Source organism: Nocardioides perillae (genome assembly GCF_013409425.1).
Classification (GTDB): domain Bacteria; phylum Actinomycetota; class Actinomycetes; order Propionibacteriales; family Nocardioidaceae; genus Nocardioides; species Nocardioides perillae.
Genome location: NZ_JACCAC010000001.1, coordinates 2,127,097 through 2,148,039 on the forward strand (window position 1 = coordinate 2,127,097; position 20,943 = coordinate 2,148,039).

The 20,943-nt window shown below is 75.4% G+C and carries 16 protein-coding genes; 8 read left to right on the plus strand and 8 right to left on the minus strand.

All coding sequences use genetic code 11. The features are described 5' to 3' along the window. Positions 1 to 6: 6 nt before the first annotated feature. The gene (gene gcvT, locus BJ989_RS09860) at positions 7 to 1,116 is read left to right on the plus strand and encodes a glycine cleavage system aminomethyltransferase GcvT (RefSeq protein WP_179518054.1); all 1,110 of its coding nucleotides are present in this window, start codon (positions 7 to 9) and stop codon (positions 1,114 to 1,116) included. Positions 1,117 to 1,171: 55 nt separating this feature from the next. Here gcvT and BJ989_RS09865 read toward each other — a convergent pair whose 3' ends face one another. From BJ989_RS09865 to BJ989_RS09890, 6 genes are read right to left on the minus strand one after another with little or no spacing between them, the layout of a single operon-like run. Continuing rightward, positions 1,172 to 1,969 (minus strand): adenosylcobinamide-GDP ribazoletransferase, encoded by a 798-nt coding sequence (locus tag BJ989_RS09865; RefSeq protein ID WP_343049238.1) that lies wholly within the window; start codon positions 1,967 to 1,969, stop codon positions 1,172 to 1,174. Further along, complete coding sequence (locus BJ989_RS17675) at positions 1,966 to 3,354, minus strand: bifunctional adenosylcobinamide kinase/adenosylcobinamide-phosphate guanylyltransferase (RefSeq protein WP_179518055.1); 1,389 nt, start codon at positions 3,352 to 3,354, stop codon at positions 1,966 to 1,968. Before BJ989_RS17675 ends, BJ989_RS09865 begins: the two co-directional genes overlap by 4 nt. Continuing rightward, complete coding sequence (locus BJ989_RS09875) at positions 3,351 to 4,208, minus strand: ECF transporter S component (RefSeq protein WP_179518056.1); 858 nt, start codon at positions 4,206 to 4,208, stop codon at positions 3,351 to 3,353. The genes BJ989_RS17675 and BJ989_RS09875 overlap by 4 nt, the downstream gene beginning before the upstream one ends. Beyond that, the gene (locus BJ989_RS09880) at positions 4,205 to 5,779 is read right to left on the minus strand and encodes an ATP-binding cassette domain-containing protein (protein WP_179518057.1); all 1,575 of its coding nucleotides are present in this window, start codon (positions 5,777 to 5,779) and stop codon (positions 4,205 to 4,207) included. The genes BJ989_RS09875 and BJ989_RS09880 overlap by 4 nt, the downstream gene beginning before the upstream one ends. Next, entirely contained in the window at positions 5,776 to 6,924 is a 1,149-nt protein-coding gene (locus BJ989_RS09885; protein ID WP_179518058.1) for a CbiQ family ECF transporter T component, read from the minus strand. Before BJ989_RS09885 ends, BJ989_RS09880 begins: the two co-directional genes overlap by 4 nt. A gap of 29 nt (positions 6,925 to 6,953) precedes the next feature. After that, positions 6,954 to 7,736, minus strand: coding sequence for an SCO2322 family protein (locus tag BJ989_RS09890; protein WP_179518059.1), 783 nt, complete (start codon positions 7,734 to 7,736; stop codon positions 6,954 to 6,956). Between the two features lie 266 nt (positions 7,737 to 8,002). Between BJ989_RS09890 and BJ989_RS09895 the strand changes: the two genes are divergently transcribed. The 5 genes from BJ989_RS09895 (at position 8,003) to BJ989_RS09915 (ending at position 12,304) form a co-directional block, all read left to right on the plus strand. Continuing rightward, on the plus strand, positions 8,003 to 8,263 hold the full coding sequence (locus BJ989_RS09895; protein WP_179518060.1) for a hypothetical protein: 261 nt from the start codon (positions 8,003 to 8,005) through the stop codon (positions 8,261 to 8,263). Next, positions 8,263 to 9,075 (plus strand): thymidylate synthase, encoded by an 813-nt coding sequence (locus tag BJ989_RS09900; RefSeq protein ID WP_179518061.1) that lies wholly within the window; start codon positions 8,263 to 8,265, stop codon positions 9,073 to 9,075. The genes BJ989_RS09895 and BJ989_RS09900 overlap by 1 nt, the downstream gene beginning before the upstream one ends. A gap of 10 nt (positions 9,076 to 9,085) precedes the next feature. Continuing rightward, positions 9,086 to 9,583 (plus strand): dihydrofolate reductase, encoded by a 498-nt coding sequence (locus tag BJ989_RS09905; RefSeq protein ID WP_179518062.1) that lies wholly within the window; start codon positions 9,086 to 9,088, stop codon positions 9,581 to 9,583. A gap of 95 nt (positions 9,584 to 9,678) precedes the next feature. Then, a complete protein-coding gene (gene dapA, locus BJ989_RS09910) occupies positions 9,679 to 10,611 on the plus strand; it encodes a 4-hydroxy-tetrahydrodipicolinate synthase (RefSeq protein WP_179518063.1) in 933 nt (310 codons plus the stop codon). Between the two features lies 1 nt (position 10,612). After that, positions 10,613 to 12,304 carry a ribonuclease J gene (locus BJ989_RS09915; RefSeq protein WP_179518064.1) on the plus strand — a complete coding sequence of 564 codons (1,692 nt, stop codon included), beginning with the start codon at positions 10,613 to 10,615 and terminating at the stop codon, positions 12,302 to 12,304. 665 nt (positions 12,305 to 12,969) lie between these two features. Here the strand turns inward: BJ989_RS09915 and BJ989_RS18255 are convergent. After that, the gene (locus BJ989_RS18255) at positions 12,970 to 15,897 is read right to left on the minus strand and encodes a M4 family metallopeptidase (protein ID WP_179518065.1); all 2,928 of its coding nucleotides are present in this window, start codon (positions 15,895 to 15,897) and stop codon (positions 12,970 to 12,972) included. Between the two features lie 239 nt (positions 15,898 to 16,136). Further along, positions 16,137 to 16,367 (minus strand): hypothetical protein, encoded by a 231-nt coding sequence (locus BJ989_RS17695; protein WP_246283426.1) that lies wholly within the window; start codon positions 16,365 to 16,367, stop codon positions 16,137 to 16,139. Positions 16,368 to 16,422: 55 nt separating this feature from the next. Here BJ989_RS17695 and BJ989_RS09925 point away from each other — a divergent pair, with 55 nt between their 5' ends. Together BJ989_RS09925 and BJ989_RS18760 are read left to right on the plus strand one after the other, a co-directional pair. After that, complete coding sequence (locus tag BJ989_RS09925) at positions 16,423 to 18,951, plus strand: DNA translocase FtsK (protein ID WP_246283969.1); 2,529 nt, start codon at positions 16,423 to 16,425, stop codon at positions 18,949 to 18,951. Further along, complete coding sequence (locus BJ989_RS18760) at positions 18,948 to 20,852, plus strand: RodZ domain-containing protein (protein ID WP_179518067.1); 1,905 nt, start codon at positions 18,948 to 18,950, stop codon at positions 20,850 to 20,852. Before BJ989_RS09925 ends, BJ989_RS18760 begins: the two co-directional genes overlap by 4 nt. Positions 20,853 to 20,943 lie beyond the last annotated feature (91 nt).

Here is a 20,943-nt window from a genome sequence, read left to right on the forward strand (position 1 = left end):
GCCGCCATGTCGACCCCGGCCGCCGACCTGCTCACCTCCCCGCTGCACGAGCGCCACCTCGCGCTGGGGGCCAAGCTCGCGGAGTTCGGGGGCTGGTCGATGCCGCTGGAGTACACCGGGGTGGTCGCCGAGCACACCGCCGTGCGCACCGCGGTGGGGCTCTTCGACGTGAGCCACCTCGGCAAGGCGGTGGTGCGCGGGCCGGGCGCGGCGGCGTACTGCGACGCGACGCTGAGCAACGACCTGGGCCGGATCGGGCCCGGTCGGGCGCAGTACACCCTGTGCCTCGACGACGCCACCGGCGGCGTGGTCGACGACCTCATCGCCTACCTCCGCTCCGACGACGAGGTCCTGCTCGTGCCCAACGCCGCCAACACCGCCGAGGTGGTGCGACGGCTGCAGGCCACTGCGCCCGACGGCGTGGAGGTCGTCGACCAGCACCGTGACCACGCGGTGCTCGCGCTCCAGGGCAGGTACGCCGACGAGGTGCTCGGCGCGGTCGGCCTCCCGGTCGAGCACGACTACATGTCCTTCGCCGAGGTCGAGCACGACGGCGCGCCCGTGGTGGTCTGCCGGACGGGCTACACCGGTGAGCGGGGCTACGAGCTGGTCGTGCCGGCCGCGGCCGCGGGGTCGCTGTGGGACGCCCTCGTGGCTGCGGGCGAGCCGCACGGGCTGGTGCCGGCCGGCCTCGGTGCCCGCGACACGCTGCGCACCGAGATGGGCTACCCGCTGCACGGGCAGGACATCTCGCTCGGCGTGACGCCCGTGCAGGCCCGGCTCGGCTGGGCGGTCGGCTGGCGCAAGGAGGCCTTCTGGGGTCGCGACGTGCTGCTGGCGGAGAAGGAGGCCGGCCCGACCCGGCTGCTGCGGGGGCTGAAGGCCGTCGGTCGCGGGATCCCGCGACCCGGCATGGCCGTGCACCTGCCCGGTGTCGACGAGCCCGTCGCCACCGTCACCTCCGGCACCTTCTCGCCGACGCTGCGCACCGGCGTCGGCCTGGCGCTGCTGCCGGTCGTCGTGGGCGAGGGCGACCAGGTCGAGCTCGACGTGCGCGGTCGCCGCGAGGTCTTCGACGTCGTCAAGCCGCCCTTCGTCGAGCCCTCCGTCCGCTGACCCCGCAGCGCGTGACCCCTCGGCGGGTGCGCAGCGCGCGACCCCTCGGCGGGGGCTAGGGGAGGGCCAGCACCGTCGCGACGAGGGCGCCGGTGGTGCCGACCTCGACGACCGCGCCGTGCACGTCGCCGGTGAGGCCCCCGAGCCGGCGCACGCAGTGGCGGGCCAGCAGCAGGGCGGGCACCACGCCCAGCAGGCCGGCGAGCAGGGCCGCTCCGTGCTCGCCGCCGCCGCCGGAGACGGCCCCCAGCACCACGCAGGCGAGCACGGAGGTCACGACCGCGACGGCCAGCCCGGCGGGGCGCAACGACCCGGCGACGGTGGCACCGAGACCGTCGGGTCGCGCGGCAGGGAAGGCCGGCAGGCAGGCGAGGGCCAGCGCCAGGCGACCCGTGACGAGGGCGACCACCAGGCTCGCGCCGCCGACGCCGACCGACAGTGCGCTCGCCAGCGCGGCCACCTGCACCAGTAGCACCAGCACGAGGGTGGCGACGCCGAAGGGGCCGACGTCGGAGGCGCGCATCACCTCGAGCGCGCCCGGCGCCGGGCGGCCCGAGCCGAGGCCGTCGGCGGTGTCGGCGAGGCCGTCGAGGTGCATCGCCCGCGTCAGCAGGGCGAGGGCGCCGACCGCGAGGCAGGCGAGCAGCAGCGGCGAGCCCTCGGCGCGTCCGGCGGCGAGGCCGAGCGGGGCCGCGACGACCGCCGCGAGGAGCAGGCCCACGGCCGGGGCGAGGGCCATGGCCCACCCGGCCACGCGCCGGTCGACGCGCCGCGGTGCCGCCACCGGGACGGCGGTGAGCGTGCCGAGCGTGAGGCGCGCGGCGTCCGGCAGCAACGAGGCGAGGCGGCTCACAGCCTCACCACCCTGCCTGCCACGCACCAGCGCACGTCCTCGGACTCTGCGGCGAGTGCCGCGTTGAGCCGGCCCACCTCGTCGCGCCAGCGGCGCAGCGCAGCGGTCGCGGGCACGAGGCCCTGGCCGACCTCGTTGGAGACCGCGACCACGCGCCGGCCGGTCGCGCACCACGCCGCGACCAGCGCCGCGCACTCCGCGGCCACCGCGTCGCCCGCGCCGGCGGCCCACGCGTCGTCGTCCCAGGCGTCGTGGGCGTCGAAGACCCGGGTCAGCCACAGCGTCAGGCAGTCGACGAGCAGCGGGCCGCCGTCGGCCTGCAGCAGGGGGACCAGGTCGGTGGTCTCGAGCGTGGTCCACCTGGCCGGGCGCTGCGCGCGGTGCCGCGCCACGCGCTCGACCCACTCCGGGTCGTCACCGGGCGGGTAGGACGTGGCGACGTAGGTGACGTCGTCGGCGCTGGTCAGCAGTCGCTCGGCCTCCCGCGACTTGCCCGAGCGGGCCCCGCCGAGCACCAGGGTGCGGCCGGTCGACGGCGGCACCACGGGGCCCGGCTCACCCTGGCCGTGGGGGCCGACGGTCACGACGGTGCCGTCGTCGACCACCCGCGCGCCGCAGTCGCGCAGCCGGCGCGCGAGCTCGGGGGTGGGCGGGTTGTGGTGCGACAGGTGCACGGCGAGCACGTCGGTGCCGGGGACGACGGCGCCGACCGCCCGCAGCCGGCGCAGCTGCTCGGCGAAGCCCACCAGCCCGAGGTGGCCCTCGCCGGCGAGGTCGGCTCGGTCGCCGAAGGTCTCCTCCAGCGCCACCACGTCGTACGCCGCACCCTCCGCCGCCGCGACCGTCGCCGCGGGCAGCGCGCCGGTGTCGGTGGCCCACAGCAGGCGGCCGCCGTCGGGGGTGGCGACGTCGTAGAGCACGGCGTCGGGGGCGTCGCCGTCGCCGAGACCGGTGCGGTGAGCGGCCTCGAGCACCCGCACGGTGCACCCGGCGACCTCGTGCACCTCGCCCGGACGCACGGGCACCCAGGTGACGGGGGCGTCGGGGGAGAGCCAGGGACGGGCCGCCGCGACCGCGTCGGGCGGGCCGAGGACGACGAGGGGAGCGTCGCCCACCCAGTCGCGGAACATCAGCGTGGCGGGGCTGCAGTGGTCGGCGTGCTGGTGGGTCCACAGCACGGCGCGCACGCCCGCCAGCGAGGTGCCGCACCGCTCGGCGGCGGCGGGGGTCGCCGGGCCGCAGTCGAGCAGCAGCACGTCGTCGAGGAGCGCCGAGGTCTGGGTGCGCCAGCGCCCGGCCGCCCGCTCGGCACCGCAGGAGGCGCACCGGCAGAAGGCGTTCGGCCAGCCATCGGCCGCGCCCGTGCCGAGCAGCCGCAGCCTCACGGCACGCGCTCGGGTGCGCGCTCGAAGACCGGCGCGGCCTCGAAGGCCGCGAGGCGCGAGGCGCGGCGCAGTGCGCGCAGCAGCGGACGCCCGACCAGCAGCAGGACCACGAGGCTCGACAGGCCGCGGCCGAGGTCCCACAGCAGCGAGGTCGCGAGGTAGTAGCGGGCGTAGGACGCCACGTTGGCCGCGGCGCCGGCGCCGGCCTCGAAGCTCAGGCCGTCGCCGTACTGCGCGAAGGGCCAGAACCACAGGTTCATCAGCGCGCCGTAGGCCAGCCCGGTGACCAGCCCGAGGCCGGCGAGGAGCGTCACCTCGGTGCGCCCGCGGGCGGCCCGCGGCAGGCAGCCGCCGAGGAAGCCGACCCAGCCCGCGGCGATCATCTGGAAGGGCAGCCAGGGGCCGACGCCGCCGGTGATGAGGGCCCCGACGAGGAGCGTGAGGCAGCCCAGCACGAAGCCGAAGCCGCGCCCGAAGACCCGCCCGCCGAGCAGGATCACGGCGAAGCTCGGCTCCAGGCCGGCCGCGCCCGGTGAGAGCGCGCGCAGCGCGCCGCCGACCGAGGCGAGCATCCCGAGCAGCGCCACCGCCTTGGCGTCGAGCCCGCCGGCGTCGACCTCCGCGAGGACGACCGCGACCAGCAGCGGCAGCACCGCGACGAAGAGCCAGGGCGCGTCGCTCGCGTGGGAGGCGCCCTCGCCCGCGCCGCCCGTGTCGAGCACGAAGGGCCAGCCGAAGGCCGCCAGGGAGACCAGCGAGGCCACGAGCAGCGTGAGCGCGGCGCCCCACCGCAGGCGCACGACCCGGGGAGCGGCTGCCGCCTCGGGGCGGGCCCCGGTGGCGGCGGTGCTCACGACACCTCCAGCGTCTGCAGGGCGTCGGCCACGTCGTCGGCGGTGAGCCACGCCTGCGGCGCCATCACCTTCGAGACCTGCGGGGCGAACGCGGGGGAGGCGACGACGACGTCGGGCGCCGGGCCGTCGGCCACGACCTCGCCGTCGGCGAGGACGACGACGCGGGAGGCGACGGCGGCGACCAGCTCGACGTCGTGGGTGGCCAGGACGACGCCGTGGCCGGTGGCCGCGAGGTCGCGCAACCGGGCCACGAGCCGCCGCTTCGCGACGTAGTCGAGGCCGCGGGTCGGCTCGTCGAGCAGCAGCAGCCGCGGTCCGGCGGCCATCACGACGGCGAGCACGAGCGAGAGCTTCTGCCCCTCCGAGAGGTCGCGGGGGTGGTGGTCGTCCGCGATGCCGGGGGCGAGGTCGTCGAGCAGCCCTCGGGTGGTGCCGGGTGCGGCGTGGGCGTCGCGGTCGGCGGCGCGGCACTCCTCGGCCACCGAGGCGGCGTAGAGCAGGTCGCTCGGCACCTGCGGGACCAGGCCCGCAGAGGCGGCGTCGAGCAGGCCGGCGCGCGTGCGCTGCAGCCCGGCGAGGGTGCGCAGCAGCGTCGACTTGCCGGCGCCGTTGCGGCCCATGACGGCCACCACCTCGCCCTCGAAGACGTCGAGGTCGACGTCGTCGAGCACCGTGCGCCGGCCGTAGCCGCTGACCAGGCCGCGGGTGCGGACCACCGCGGCGCCGCAGGTGGTCGCGAGGTGCGGCGGTGGGTCGACGTCGGCGAGGCGGACGCGCAGGTCGACCGAGCGGCGCCGGGCGTCGCGCACGGTGAGGGGGAGCGGGTCCCAGCCCGCGGCGCGGCCCAGCTCCACCACCGGCGGCGCCACGGGGGTGGTGGCCAGCACGTCCTCGGGGAGGCCGTGCACCAGGGGGCCGTCGCCGGGCAGCCACACCACGCGGTCGCTGAACTGCACCACCCGCTCGAGGCGGTGCTCGGCGAGCACGACGGTGAGGCCGAGGTCGTGCACGAGGCGCTGGAGGCTGGCCAGCACGTCCTCGGCCGCCACCGGGTCGAGCGCGGAGGTGGGCTCGTCGAGCACGAGCACCCGCGGGTGGGTGGTGAGGACGGAGCCGATGGCCACGCGCTGCTGCTGCCCGCCCGAGAGGTGGGCGAGCGGGCGGCCGCGCAGGTCGGCGAGGCCGAGCAGGTCGAGCGTCTCCTCGACGCGCTTGCGCATGGTGGCGGGCGGCAGCCCGAGCGACTCCATGCCGTAGGCCAGCTCGTCCTCGACGTTGTCGGTCACGAAGCCGGCGAGCGGGTCCTGCCCGACGAAGCCGACGACGTCGGCGAGGTCGCGCGGGCGGTGGGTCGCGGTGTCGCGCCCGGCGACGGTGACCCGGCCCCGCAGGGTGCCGCCGGTGAAGTGCGGCACGAGGCCGTTGAGGGTGCGCAGCAGCGTCGACTTGCCGCTGCCGGTGGTGCCGACCACGAGGACCATCTCGCCCTCGGGCACGTGCAGGTCGACGTCGCGCAGCACCGGCGCGTCGGCGCCGTCGTAGGTCACCGAGACCTGCTCGAGGCGGATCACGCGGCCGCTCCCGCGGTCTGGGCGCGCGGGGTCAGCGGCGGGGCGGCGGCCTCCGGCGGCGGCGGGGCGAGCACGGCCGGCAGCGCGGCGACCAGGATGCCGGCGAGGGCGACGAGCGGCACGGGTGGCAGCGCGGTGGGGGAGGCTAGCGTGAGCAGCTCGGGGCTCGTGGCGCCGGTCCAGAAGACCGCGCCGGCGGCGACCAGGCCGCACGCCACGACCAGCAGCTCGGGCAGGGCCCACGGGTCCGGGCGGTAGCGCGAGCGGCCCGAGCGTCGTCCCCCGAGCCACAGCCCGGCCACCGCGAGCGCGCTGCCGCCCAGCAGCAGGGGTGCGCCGTACCCGTGGGCGGTCAGCAGGCCGTAGACGCCGGCGAGCAGGCCGATCGAGCCGCCGAGCACCAGCGCGCTGGTCGCGCGGCGCGCGCGGACGCTCTCGCCGGTGGTGCGGCCGTAGCCGCGGGAGTCCATCGCGGCGGCCAGGTCGACCGAGCGCTCGAGCGCCCCCTCGAGCACCGGCATCGCGAGGCGCCCGAAGCGGCGCACCCGCTCGGCCAGGCCGGCAGGGCCGCGGCGCACCGGCGCCCCACGCATGCGGCCCGCGGTGCGCACCCGCGCCGCGTCGGTGGCCAGCTGCGGGGCGAAGGTGAGCGCGATGACGCAGGCGATGCCGACCTCGTAGAGCGCCGCCGGCACCGAGCGCAGCAGCCGCCGCGCGCTGCCGAGGGCGTTGGCCGCGCCGATGCAGCAGAAGATCGTCGCCAGCTGCAGGCCGTGCCACAGCGCCGCGAGCACCGCCTCGAGCGTGACGACGCCGCCGATCTTGAGGCCGGTGCCGGCGGGCAGCGGCAGCTGCGGCAGCGTGAACAGCACCGTCAGCCCCTGGGTGCGGGTCGACAGCAGCGCCTGGAAGACGACGTGCAGCGCGATGACGAGGAGGGCGAGGCGGAAGAACAGGGCGTACGACGCGGCCCACGGCGTGTCGGCGCGGCGTGCGGAGAAGACGAAGAAGGTGACGGCCGCGATCGTCAGCAGCACGACCGGGTTGGCGGTGCGGCTGGCGGCCGCCACCAGCGCGATCGCCCACAGCCACCACGCCCCCGGGTGCAGCACCCGGGGGTGGGTGGGGCGGTGGTGGGCGCGCACGCGCGTGGCCTCGTCGGGTGCCTCCGGCGTCAGCCCCGACGGTCGGCGGTGCGGCGGCGCGCGAGCACGATGCCGCCGATGACGAGCGTGAGGACGACGGCGGGCAGCAGGAGGTAGAGCCACGCGTCGGAGGGCGCCTCGTCGGCCGACTCGAGCGACTGGTCGCCCGGGAACTCCTCGGTCGGCAGGGCGTCGCCCTGGTCGAGCCCGGCGATCGCGAAGTCGACGGTCTCCTCGCCGTCGGCCGGGGTCGCGGTGTCGACGACGCCGCCGCAGCCGCTGGCGGGGTAGCCACCGACGGCGCAGAGCAGGCCGCCGTCGTCGGTGCGGGTCTCGGCGACGGCCGAGACCGCCTGGAGGGCGTTGGCCGACTCCGGCACGACGGCGCAGGCGGCGCTCGGCTCGGGCACGACCGCGCCCTCGCTGTCGGCCTCGACGCCGTAGTCGAGGACCACGGCCACCCGCTTCTCGCCCTCGGCGGCGGTCTCCTCGGCGCAGACGGCGTCGAAGGTGACGGTCTCGAGGTCGGCGCGGGGCAGGTTGGGCGCGGTGAAGTCGGCGGGGGCGGCGTAGCGCAGCGCCTCGACGGCGCCGTCCTCCGGCACGAAGTCGGCCAGGCCCACCTCGGAGGTGACGTACTCGCCGCCCTCGACGTGGAAGTAGCCCCAGTAGCGGTAGATCTGGGCCTCGCCGTCGGCCTGGGCCGGGGCGAGCGAGCCGGTGACGGCGACCAGGGCCGCGACGGCGGCGGTCGCGACCGCGGCGGTGACGCGGCGCAGGGGACGGGCGGTCCGGGGGGTGCGGGTGGTCATGGGAGACCTTTCCGGGCACGCACGGCGATCCGTCCTGGTGACCTGGGCGGAACGCTCCGTGCCGTAGTCCTCGACGGTGGTGGGGAGCTCACGTCGCCCGTCCGGTGCTCCGGCTCACCGCCGCGCCGGAGCGCGGCGGCTCACGGTTGCGGGTCAGCGCCGGACTCGCACCGGCTTCCCCGTCCGGGTCGCGCTCGGCAGTCTAGGGTCTCGACGCCGTGGTCACCACGCACCCAGCGGGTGAGCCGGCCCACTACCATCGGCGCATGGTTGACCTGCCCGAGCAGCCGCCCACCTTCCGTCCCGCCACCCCGGCCGAGCGGCCCTGGTGGTGGCGCCTCGAGGACGCCTCCGGCCAGGAGGTCGCGGTCGAGGGCGAGCTCGGCACCGCCCGCTTCCCCAGCCAGGGCGACGCCGAGTCGTGGGTGGGCGAGGTCTTCGCCGACCTCGCCGCCGAGGGCGTCGACGCCGTCACGCTCTTCGAGCTCGAGCGCCAGGTCTACGGCCCGATGAGCCTGCACCCCTGATGCAGACCTACCTCGACCTCGTCCGCCGGGTCCTCGACGAGGGCGTCGCGAAGGGTGACCGCACCGGCACCGGCACGCTGAGCGTCTTCGGCCACCAGATGCGCTTCGACCTGACCGCGGGCTTCCCGCTCGTGACGACGAAGAAGGTCCACACCCGCAGCGTCTTCGGCGAGCTGCTGTGGTTCCTGCGCGGCGACACCAACGTCCGGTGGCTGCAGGAGCGCGGCATCACCATCTGGGACGAGTGGGCCGACGACGAGGGCGACCTCGGGCCCGTCTACGGCTCGCAGTGGCGCTCGTGGCCGACCCCCGACGGGCACCACGTCGACCAGCTCGCGCAGGTGGTGGAGCAGATCCGGCGCGACCCCGACAGCCGGCGCCACGTCGTCACCGCCTGGAACGTCGCGGAGATCGACAAGATGGCGCTGGCGCCGTGCCACGCGCTGTTCCAGTTCTACGTCGCGCCCGACCCGGCGGGCGGCCCGTCGCGGCTGAGCTGCCAGCTCTACCAGCGCAGCGCCGACGTCTTCCTCGGGGTGCCGTTCAACATCGCGTCCTACGCCCTGCTGACGCACATGGTCGCGCAGGTGACGGGCCTCGCGGTCGGCGACTTCGTGCACACGCTCGGCGACGCCCACCTCTACGCCAACCACCTCGACCAGGCGCGGCTGCAGCTGACCCGCGAGCCGCGGCCGCTGCCGCGCCTCGTGCTCGACCCGGGGGTCGACCGCCTCGACGCCTTCGAGCTCGAGCACATCCGGGTCGAGGGCTACGACCCGCACCCGGTCATCAAGGCCCCGATCGCCGTATGACCCCCACCTCGTGACACCCGGGGGCACGCGGGTCACCCTCGTCGCGGCGGTGGCGCGCAACGGTGTCATCGGCGACACCCGTCCGGGGCACCCCGACATCCCGTGGCGGCTGCCGGGCGAGCAGGCGCAGTTCAAGGAGCTGACCCTGGGCCACGTGCTCCTCATGGGGCGCGCGACCTTCGAGACGATCGGCCGCCCGCTGCCCGGGCGGACCACCGTCGTGCTCACCCGGGACCGCGACTGGCGCGCGCCCGAGGGCGTGCTGGTCGCGCACACGCTCGAGGAGGCGCTGGCGCTGGCCGACGGCCTCCCCGGCGAGGTCATGGTCGTCGGGGGCGCCCAGGTGTACGCCGCGGCGATGGCGGTCGCCGACGCGCAGGTGCTGACCGAGGTGCCGCTCGAGCCCGACGGCGACGTGCGCTACCCCGACGTGCCCGCGGGGGAGTGGGTCGAGGTGGCCCGCGAGCGCTTCGAGCACTGGGAGCGCGTGCGGCTCGAGCGCCGCTGACGCGCTCCGGACCCGCCGTCGACACCCCCTGCCGCGGCGTGGCGCGCCGCGCACCCGGTGCGGTCGAGCGCGCACGTGGCGATAGCGTGGGGCCCATGACCGCTGCTGCGCGCGAGGCCCTGCCGGGTGCTCCCGAGGCCCCCTTCGGCCACGTCCTCACGGCCATGGTGACGGTCTTCGACGACGACGGCGCGGTCGACCTCGACGCCACCGCCCGGGTCGCGGCGTACCTCGTCGACCACGGCCACGACGGCGTCGTGGTCTCGGGCACGACGGGTGAGTCGCCGACGACCAGCGTCGCCGAGGACGGCGAGGTGCTGCGTGCGGTGAAGGCCGCGGTGGGCGACCGCGCCAGCGTCGTGGCCGGCGTCGGGACCAACACGACCGCGCACTCGGTCGAGCTGGCCGAGCAGGCCGCGGCCGCGGGTGCCGACGGCATGCTGCTGGTCACTCCTTACTACAACAAGCCGTCGCAGGCCGGTGTGCTCCACCACTTCCGCTCCGTCGTCGAGGCCGCGCCCGACGTGCCGGTCATGCTCTACGACGTCCCGGGGCGCACGGGCACGACCATCGCGCTGCCGACCTTCGAGGCGGCCGCCGCGTGGGACTCCGTCGTCGCGGTGAAGGACGCCGTCGGCGACTTCGCGCGCGGCGTGCGGCTGCGCGAGCTGGGCTACGCCGTCTACTCCGGTGACGACGTCGCCAACCTCGGCTGGCTGGCGCACGGCGCGGCCGGCTTCGTCTCGGTCGCCGGCCACGCCGCCGGCGACGACCTGCGCGCGATGGCGCGCGACTTCTGGGCCGGCGACCACGCCGCCGCCCTCGCGACCTTCACGCGGCTGCTCCCCGCGATCGACGCCGTCATGGGCGTCGCCAACTACGGAGCGACCACCGCCAAGGCAGCCCTGCAGCTGCTCGGCGTCACCGACAACCGGGTCGTGCGCGCGCCGCTCGTCCCCCTCGACGACGACGAGGTCGCCGCGCTGCGGGCCGGCCTGGCGGCGTCGGGGCTGATCCCGCAGGAGTGACATGAGCCATCCGCACCCCGAGCTGTCCGCGCCGGACGCACTCGCCGAGGGGGGCCTGCGGATCATCCCGCTGGGCGGCCTGGGCGAGGTCGGCCGCAACATGACGGCCTTCGAGCACGACGGACGGCTGCTGCTCGTCGACTGCGGAGTGCTCTTCCCCGAGGAGGACCACCCCGGGGTCGACCTGATCCTCCCTGACTTCAGCGCCATCCGCGACCGCCTCGACGCGGTCGAGGCGCTCGTGCTGACCCACGGCCACGAGGACCACATCGGGGCCACGCCGTTCCTGCTGCGCGAGCGCGGCGACATCCCGCTGGTCGGCTCCGAGCTCACGCTGGCGCTGCTGGGCGGCAAGCTGCGCGAGCACCGGCTGCGCGAGACGGTGCACCACGTCGTGGCGGCCGGTGACCGGGTCTCCTTCGGTCCCTTCGACCTCGAGTTCGTGGCGGTCAACCACTCCATCCCCGACGCGCTGGCAGTCGCGATCCGCACCCGCGCCGGCCTGGTGCTGCACACGGGCGACTTCAAGATGGACCAGCTGCCGCTCGACGGCCGCATCACCGACCTGCGCGCCTTCGCCCGGCTGGGGGAGGAGGGCGTCGACCTCTTCATGACCGACTCCACCAACGCGGAGATGCCGGGCTTCACCACGGCGGAGAAGACCATTGCGCCGGTCCTCGACTCGGTCTTCCACGCCAGCGAGCAGCGCATCATCGTGGCCTGCTTCGCCTCCCACGTGCACCGCGTGCAGCAAGTGCTGGACGCCGCGGCGGCCCACGGCCGGAAGTGTGCCTACGTCGGCCGCTCCATGGTGCGCAACATGGCGGTCGCGCGAGACCTGGGCTACCTCACGGTGCCTCCCGGCGTGCTGGTCGACGCCAAGGAGCTCGCCGAGCTGCCGCCCGAGGAGCAGGTGCTCATCTCGACGGGGTCGCAGGGCGAGCCGCTCTCGGCGCTGTCGCGCATCGCCCAGCGCAACCACCACTTCGTCCACATCGAGGAGGGCGACACCGTCATCCTCGCCAGCTCGCTGATCCCCGGCAACGAGAACGCCGTCTACCGGGTGATCAACGGGTTGTCGCGGTGGGGCGCGCGCGTGGTGCACAAGGCCAACGCCAACGTGCACGTCTCCGGCCACGCCAGTGCCGGTGAGCTGCTCTACTGCTACAACATCGTGCGCCCGCGCAACGTCTTGCCGATCCACGGCGAGGTCCGCCACATGATCGCCAACGCCGAGCTCGCGGTCGCCACGGGCGTGCCGCGCGAGCGCGTGGTGATGGCCGAGGACGGCGTCGTCGTCGACCTCGTCGACGGCGTGGCCCGCATCGCCGGCAAGGTCGAGTGCGGCTACGTCTTCGTCGACGGCGCGTCGGTCGGCGACATCACCGAGTCCTCGCTCAAGGACCGCCGCATCCTCGGCGAGGAGGGCTTCATCTCCGTCATCGTGGTGGTCGACTCCAACACCGGCTCGGTCGTCAGCGGTCCGGAGATCCACGCCCGTGGCTTCGCAGAGGACGACGCCACCTTCGACGAGGTGCGCCCCGAGATCGTCGCCGCCCTCGACCGCCTGGTGGCCGAGGGCGTCACCGACACCCACCAGCTGCAGCAGGGCGTGCGCCGCGTCGTCGGTCGCTGGGTCTCCAAGGCCCACCGCCGGCGCCCCATGATCATCCCGGTGGTCGTCGAGGCCTGAGGGGTCCTCGCCAGACGGGGTCCCTGACCGGCCGGGGGTGCCGTCACTCGTCAGCCGGAGTCCCGGCCGACATGTGTCGGGACGGGCTGACGGGTCGGGTGCCGGTGGCGTCGGAGTCACCGGCTGACCGGTGACTCCTGCACTTGTGGGCCGAGAACTCGGGGCACAAGTGCAGGACCTGGGCCACAAGTGCGGTGTGGGTGACCTGCCGCCCGGGCCCATCGCCGTACGTCGAGTGGTCGCGGCGGGCTGTCGGAGTCACCGGCTGACCGGGGACTCCTGCACTTGTGGGCCGAGAACTCGGGGCACAAGTGCAGGACCTGGGCCACAAGTGCGGCGTGGGTGACCTGCCGCCCGGGCCCATCGCCGTACGTCGAGTGGTCGCGGCGGGCTGTCGGAGTCACCGGCTGACCGGGGACTCCTGCACTTGTGGGCCGAGAACTCGGGGCACAGGTGCAGGACCTGGGCCACAAGTGCAGGACCTGGGCCACAAGTGCAGGACTTGGGCCCCACGTGCAGTGTGGGTGACCTGACGCCCGGCCCGACCGGCGTACGACGGGTGGTCGCGGCCGGGTGGTGACGCGGCGAGGCCCCGCCGGGACGGCATCCCGACGGGGCCTCACGTGGTGCGGTGGTGCTGGGTCGAGCTGGGTGGTGCGGGTGGCTCAGCCCTGACGGCCCGGGCGACCCTTGCCCGGACCGCCGGCGCCCTTGCCGACGACCTTGCAGACGGTCATGGTGACGTCGTCGACGTACCAGCCGTCGAGGCCGCCGCAGCCGTCACGGCCCATGTCGAAGCGGACCTGCACGGTGTCGCCGGGGGCGACGCCGGCCGCGGTCAGGTCGACCACCGAGGTGCCCCAGGTGCCGGTCAGCTCGCCGCCGTCGGTGCCGGTGAAGCCCGGCTCACCTGCCAGCGGGTTGGTGTTGCCGGCCGCGGCGCTCGTGAGCGTGGCGGGCGGGTTGAAGGTGTACGCCTCCGCCGGGACGACGGCGAAGTCGCCGCCGTTGACGCTGATCTTCACGTTGCCGCCGTCGTAGCCGGTCTCCGTCGCCACGTAGTGGTCGAAGGAGAGCCGCGGCGACTGCGCGCCGCGGTCCGAGCGGATGCGGACCTCCGGACCGGTCAGCGTCGTGACGCCGGACAGGTCGGCCGTGTCGCCGGTGCACTGGCCCAGGTCGCTCGGGTCGGGGCCGAAGGCCGCCGTGCCCTCACGGCCGCCGGGCAGCGACCCGTCGGCCTGCCACTGCACGGGAGCCAGGTCGCCCTCGTAGCCGAAGACCAGCTCGTTCGCGACGGTCCAGCCTGCGAGGCCGTCCTCGAAGTCCTCGGACCAGAAGTCCTGGGTCTTCGTGCCGGGGCCGCAGGGGGCGCCGGTGCCGGGCTGCAGCAGCGGCTCGAAGCCGCACTGCACGGGCTCCTCGCGGAGCTCGACGGCCGCAGCCATGGCCTCGACCTGTGCGCAGTCGTCGGCCGTCAGGGTGCCGCCCTTGCCCGGGTCGCCCTCGGTGACGGTCAGCTTGTTCAGGGCCTGGCCGGTGAGGTCGGCGCACGAGGCGGCGAGGGCGTCGGCGTGGTCGGTGAAGTCCGACGCCGGCGTCTGGTACTCGGTCATCGCGCGGTAGTAGACGTGGGCCGCCTTCTCCAGGCCGATGCCGCGGACGGTCGTGCCGTTGTAGGTGCCGCCGTCGACGAGGAGCGCGTAGCCGTGGTTCGGCACGCCGGAGTTGCTGTGCACGCCGCCGTTGTCGTCGGTGGAGCACTTGTACTCCGCGTCCGAGACCTTGCCCGGGTCGCCGTAGCAGGTGGGCGACCACATGTCGCGGATGGCGCCGCCGAAGGCGTCGGACTTCTCGCCGACGAGCCAGCGGTAGGAGTCGACGCGGTCGCCGCCGGCGTCCTTCATCGTCACGTTGACCGTCTCGCCCTGCGCGAGCGCGGTGCGGATCGACTCGCGGTCCGTCAGGCCGATGGAGACGGTCGACACGAGGCTGGGGTCGTCACCCGACATGCCGATCGGCGCGTCGTCGCGGTTTCCGATGATCAGCGCCGCGGCGCCCTCGGCGGTCGCGACCTCGGCCTTCTGCGTGAAGGGGCACAGGCCGCGGTCGACGAGGACGACCTTGCCGGTCACGTCCTGGTCGTAGGGGGAGCAGCCGTCGAGGGCGGTGCCGCCCTCCTCGACCGCGTCGGTCGGGGCGACCACGTCACCGGTGATCCCGGTGCCGTCGAGCTGCTCGCCGAAGGAGGCGCCGCCGGTGAGGCAGTCCTTCGCGATCGACGACGGCGCGTTGATGGTCAGCAGCGGCAGCGCGGGGGAGTGGCTCGAGCACAGGCCCACCGGGCGGACGGCGGTCAGGTCGCCCTCGCCCTCGTCCTGGCGGCCGTTGATCAGGTCGACCGTCTCGCCCCAGATGTCGGAGTAGGCCTCGTTGAGCGCACCCGGCTGCCACTGGTAGATCAGGCCGTGGGTGTACTCGGTGTAGGCGTGGCCCCACTCGTGCGCCACCACGTCGTCGGAGGTGACGCCGTTGCAGTAGTTGGTGGTCGCGCCGTTCCAGTTGGCGTTCGGGCAGTTGATGCGCGGGTCGTTGTTGACCGTCTTCATCGTCGCGCCGGCGCCGTCGTAGGAGTCGCGGCCGAAGACGCTGGCGAAGAACCAGTACGACTCCCCGGTCGCCGCCACGAGGTCCTGCTGCGCCTGGGTGAGGTCGCCCGGCAGGGCGTCGCCCTCGCTCCAGACCAGGTCGGTGTCGGCGGGCGAGCCCTCGTAGAGCTCGCGGTCGAGCGCGCCGTGCACGAGCGACCAGCGGTTGACGGGCTTGCCGGTGGTGGCGTCGACGACGACCACGTCGCGGACCGAGCCGCCGTTGGTCACCTCGACGGTCCAGGCCAGGATCGACTCGCCGCCCTCCTCGCCGTTGACCAGCCCGAGGCGGTAGACGACGAGCTCGGGGTCGACCGCGCGGAGGTCGCCGAGGTCGTCGACCTCGTCGGCGTGCGCGGCGTGCTCCGCGTCGGTCTCCGAGCCGTGGTCGTGCGCCGGCGGGTCGGTGCGGACCTCGGCGACCGCCCGCTGGCCCGCCTCGGAGGCCGAGAAGGTCGGCGTGGTGTCGAGCGACAGGTCGGGAGCGGCGAAGCCGTTGACGGCCGTCAGGTCGCCCTGCTCGTCGACGTGGGCGCGCAGCAGCGAGCCGAAGACGGGGACGCCGCGGTGCTGCTGGCGGAAGGTCACGGTGGTGCCGAGGCCGCCGTCGCGCACCTCGGTGCGCACGAGCTCGTCGGGAGCGGCGCCGAAGGCCGGGGCGTACTCGTCGAGGAACGCCTCCGCCTTGGCGGTCGCGCCGCGCTCGCCGCGGGCGGCCTTGCCCGGCAGCAGGTCGCCGCCGGGGGTGCGGAGGAAGCCGACGGCGCCGGTGGACGGCTCGCGGCTGAGGAGGACGCGGCCCTGGGCCTGCTGACGCAGCTCGGCGACCAGGCGGTCGGGCGAGGCGGCCTGCGGCTGCGGGGCGGCGCCGGCCTGCAGGACGGGGGTGGCCGCGAGGCCGGCCCCCACCAGCGCCAGGCAGGCGGCTTGGCTGAGGAATCTCACGAGAGTGCAACCCTTCCGAGAATGGGGTGCCACCGCCGCACCCGAGCGGCAGCGGTCCCGGGCACCATATGGACCCTGCAACCAGGGCGGAACCCCTGCGACGGACATTTCCAGGTCACGTTCCGGTCACGGCCGCACGACGTACGGCGTCGCGCCGGCCTCACCGGACGGCTCGCGAAGCCGGGACGGTTGGGGCCACGACACGCTCGTGTGGTCCATGAGGCTGGTGTGACTTCGGTCTAGGGTCGCAGCATGGCGACCCGTACGTCTTCCCCGCCGGGGTCGCGGAGCTCGAGCACGCCGCGTGGTGGCAGCACCGCCGGCACCTCCAGCACCCGATCCCGGAGTACGACCACCCGCTCGACCACGACCCGTGCGAGCGGGTCGAGCCGCGGCTCCGCCAAGCGCAGCCCTGCCAAGGGCGGGGCGCCGGCGAAGGGGAAGGCCGCGGCGAAACGGGGGACGAGCAAGGGCCGCCCTGCCCCGCGCGCCGTGCGCACCGGCACGAACCCGGTCACCGTCGTCCTGCTCGGCCTCGGCCGGGCCGTGGTCGCCGCGTGGCTCGCGGTGGCCCACGGGGTCGGTGCCGTCGTGCGCGGGGTCGGCCACTCCGCCCGCGACCTCGACCCGGCGCACCGCCGCGACGGCCTCGCACTGGTGCTCTGCGGTCTCGCGGTCGTCGTCGCGGCCGCCGTCTGGTGGCAGGTGCCCGGCAGCGTCATGGAGGTCACCCGCACCGTCGTCACCGGCGCCGTCGGCAAGGCCGGCTGGCTCGTGCCGCTGCTGCTGCTCGGCGGCGGCTGGCGCACCATGCGCGACCCCGTCGGCGACGCCCCGGCCGGCCGCAAGGTCATCGGATGGACCGCCCTGGCCTGCGGTGTCCTCGGCATCGTCCACGTCGCCAACGGCGACCCGCAGCCGGTCGCCGGCGACACCAGCGCGCTGCAGACCGCAGGCGGGGCCGTCGGCTTCGTGGTCGCGAGCCTGCTGCTCGACCTGCTGCAGTCGGCCTACGTCGTGGTGCCGCTGCTCGCCCTCCTCGCCTTCTTCGGGCTGCTGGTCGTCACCTCGACGCCGCTCTACCAGGTGCCGCACCGCCTCGCCGACCTGCGTGACCGGCTGCTCGGCCGCGCCGAGCACGCCCCCGACGCCGACGAGCGTCGCGCGGGCGACGACGAGATCGACCCCGACATGGGCGACCCCGCCTACGACAGCCCCGTGCTCACCGACCGCGCGACCCGTCGTCGCCAGCGCCGGCGCCTCGACGAGGAGCCGGGGGAGCAGACCGCCGAGCACGACGCGCTCGTCGACCCGCCCGTCGACGGCGACGAGGCGGGCGCGCCCGACGCCCACGACGCCCTCGACCCCCTCGACGTGGCCCTCGGGCACGGCTCCTCCGCGCTCGGCAGCCCGGCAGCGGCCGCCGCGGAGGCGGGCCGGCGCGCCGTCGCCGCGAGCGCCGCGGCCCACGCGGCCTCCGGGGACGACACCGCCGAGCCGAGCGACGACGACACCTCGGGCGGCCTCGAGCCGCCGCCGCACACCCCGCTGCCCGCGCGCGTCGAGCAGCTCGCGCTCTCCGGCGACATCGCCTACACCCTGCCGGCCAACGAGGTGCTCAAGCCCGGGTCGGTGCACAAGACCCGCTCCAAGGCCTCCGACGCGGTGGTCGAGCGGCTCACGCAGGTGCTCGACGAGTTCGGCATCGACGCCCAGGTCACCGGCTACACCCGTGGCCCGACGGTCACCCGCTACGAGGTTGAGCTCGGCCCCGCGGTGAAGGTCGAGAAGGTCACCGCGCTGAGCAAGAACATCGCGTACGCCGTGGCCTCGGCCGACGTGCGCATCCTCAGCCCGATCCCGGGCAAGTCCGCGATCGGCATCGAGATCCCGAACGTCGACAAGGAGGTCGTCTCGCTCGGCGACGTGCTGCGCTCCGGCGCGGCCCGCGGCGACCACCACCCGATGGTGGTGGGTCTCGGCAAGGACGTCGAGGGCGGCTTCGTCGTCGCGAACCTCGCGAAGATGCCGCACCTGCTCGTCGCCGGCGCCACCGGCTCGGGCAAGTCGTCCTTCATCAACTCGATGATCACCTCGATCCTGATGCGCTCGACGCCCGACGAGGTGCGGATGATCATGGTCGACCCGAAGCGGGTCGAGCTCAACGCCTACGAGGGCATCCCGCACCTGATCACGCCGATCATCACCAACCCGAAGAAGGCTGCCGAGGCGCTCGCCTGGGTCGTGCGCGAGATGGACCTGCGCTACGACGACCTCGCCAACTTCGGCTTCCGCCACGTCGACGACTTCAACAAGGCGGTGCGGGCGGGCAAGGTGCAGCTGCCGCCCGACAGCGAGCGCGTGCTCGCGCCGTACCCCTACCTCTGCGTCGTCGTCGACGAGCTCGCCGACCTGATGATGGTCGCGCCGCGCGACGTCGAGGACGCGGTCGTGCGCATCACCCAGCTCGCCCGCGCCGCGGGCATCCACCTGATCCTCGCCACGCAGCGGCCCTCGGTCGACGTGGTCACCGGCCTGATCAAGGCCAACGTGCCCTCGCGGCTGGCCTTCGCCACCTCGTCGCTGGCCGACAGCCGGGTCATCCTCGACCAGCCGGGCGCGGAGAAGCTGGTCGGGCAGGGCGACGGCCTGTTCCTGCCGATGGGCGCCTCCAAGCCGGTGCGCGTACAGGGGTCGTGGGTCACCGAGGCCGAGATCGCGCAGGTCGTCAAGCACTGCAAGGAGCAGCTGCAGCCGACCTACCGCGACGACGTCACCGCCCCGGCCCAGGCCAAGCGCGAGCTCGACGACGACATCGGCGACGACCTCGACCTGGTGGTGCAGGCCGTGGAGCTCGTCGTCTCCACGCAGTTCGGCTCGACCTCGATGCTGCAGCGCAAGCTGCGCGTCGGCTTCGCCAAGGCCGGCCGGTTGATGGACATCCTCGAGTCGCGCGGGGTCGTGGGCCCCAGCGAGGGCTCGAAGGCACGCGACGTGCTGGTCAAGCCGGACGAGGTCGACGGCGTCATCGCGACGATCCAGGGGGAGATGTGAGCGCAGCAGCCCGGTCCCACGAGGGCCACGAGACCGACCGCAGCCACGAGCGCCCGCTCGGGTTGCGCGGCGTCGACGGGGCGCGTCCCGTGGACGACGCGCCGCAGCCGGCGCCCGCGCTCGAGCCGCTCGAGGTACGCCGCAACGGCGGCCTCGCGGGTCTCGTGGGCGTGCTGGCGGCCGCCGTCGCCATCGCCTGGCTCGGCCGGGCCACCGCGGGCGGGGGCGCGGTCGCGTGGCTGCTCGCCCTGGGCACGGCCGCGGTCGCCGCGGCGCACCTGCGCGCGTTCCTCGACGCCCGCACGCCACTGCTCGTCGCCGACACCCTCGGGGTGCGCATCCGGCTCGGCCGCACCTGGCGCGGCCTGCCGTGGAGCGCGGTCCGCGCGGTCGAGCACACCCCGTCGCGCGGGCCGCTGCGCGACGGCAGGCTCGTCGTGCACCCGCACGACCCCGACGGCTTCCTCGACGCCCTCGACGCCGCGGGCCGGCGCCGGGCCGCGCTGGCCTCGCGCCTGCACGGCGCGCCGGTGGCGGTGCCGCTCGGCCTCGCCACCCGGGTCGTCGGTGCCGACGACCTCGGCCTCGCCCTCGACGCCCTCGCCGACGGCGCCACCGCGGTGGTCGCCGAGCAGGCCGGCGACCCGGCGCCCGACGCCCCCGCGGCCGAGGAGGCCCGCGAGGCCGGCCGGGCTGACGACCCGGTGGTCGAGGAGGCCCGCCAGGCTGACGACCCGGTGGTCGAGGAGGCCCGCCAGGGCCGTCTCGAGACCCACGACCCCCGCCCGTGGCTCGCGCGCGGCATCGCCGCGCTCGCCGAGGCCGTGCCGACCCGCGCGCGACGCGGTGCCGAGGACGCAACCGTCGAGGCCGACGACCCACGCGACGAGGCCGGCGACGCCGAGGTCGAGGTCGCCGCTCCCGTCGCGACGGCGACCCCGGCGCCCGCCCGCGAGACCAGCGCCGCGCAGCGCACCGAGGTGCACCGCGACCCCGCTCCTGCGGCGCCCAGCGCCGCGGACCTGCTGCCGGAGGGCCGCGAGCTGCGGCGACCGGGCAGCGTCGACCTGGTGGAGGAGGCGCCCGTGTGGGGCGACCGGGTGCGCCCGATCGCCACGGCCGGCGAGCCGGTCGCCCCGTTGGTCATCGACGACTTCGCGGTCGAGCCGGCGGCCGACCCCGTCGTCGGGCCGGAGCTCGCCGCGGCCCGCACGCGGCTCGGCCTCAGCGTCGACCAGCTCGCGGCGCGCACCCGCATCCGGCCCCACGTCATCGAGTCCATCGAGGTCGACGACTTCGCCCCCTGCGGCGGCGACTTCTACGCCCGCGGCCACCTCCGCACGCTCGCGCGGGTCCTCGGCGTCGACGTGGCCCCGCTCCTCGCGGCCTACGACGAGCGCTACGCCCACGCACCCGTGGACGCCCGCCGGGTCTTCGAGGCCGAGCTCGCGACCACGCCGCTCGGCTCGATCCGCGGCACCCGCGGCGGGCCCGACTGGTCGGTGCTCGTGGCGGCCTTCATGACCGTCGTGCTCGCGTGGTCGGTCGTGCAGCTGCTGCTCGACAGCCCGCCGGAGGTGCGCCAGCCCGCCCCGACGCTGCGCAACGGCTCGGGCGGGCTCGGCGGCGGACCCGCCCAGGCCGACCCCGTCGACGTCGTCGTCTCGGCCGTGCAGGGCGGCGCGACCGTCGAGGTGCGCGGCGGTGACGGCGAGACCGTCTTCTCCGGCGACATCGCCCACGGCGAGTCCCGCGCGCTCGAGGTGGTGCCGCCGGTGCAGGTGCGCGCCGACGACGCCGGCGCGGTCACCGCGCGCGTCGACGGAGACGACAAGGGCCGCCTCGGCGAGACGGGCAGCCCCGCCACCCAGACGTACGTCGTGGCTCGCGGCGACGGCTGACGGCGCCCCCGAGCGGCGGCCGGGGGAGACCCGGCTCACCCCCGGCGGACCGCTCGCCGGTTCGACCCCGGCCGGTCGGCGCCGTCATACT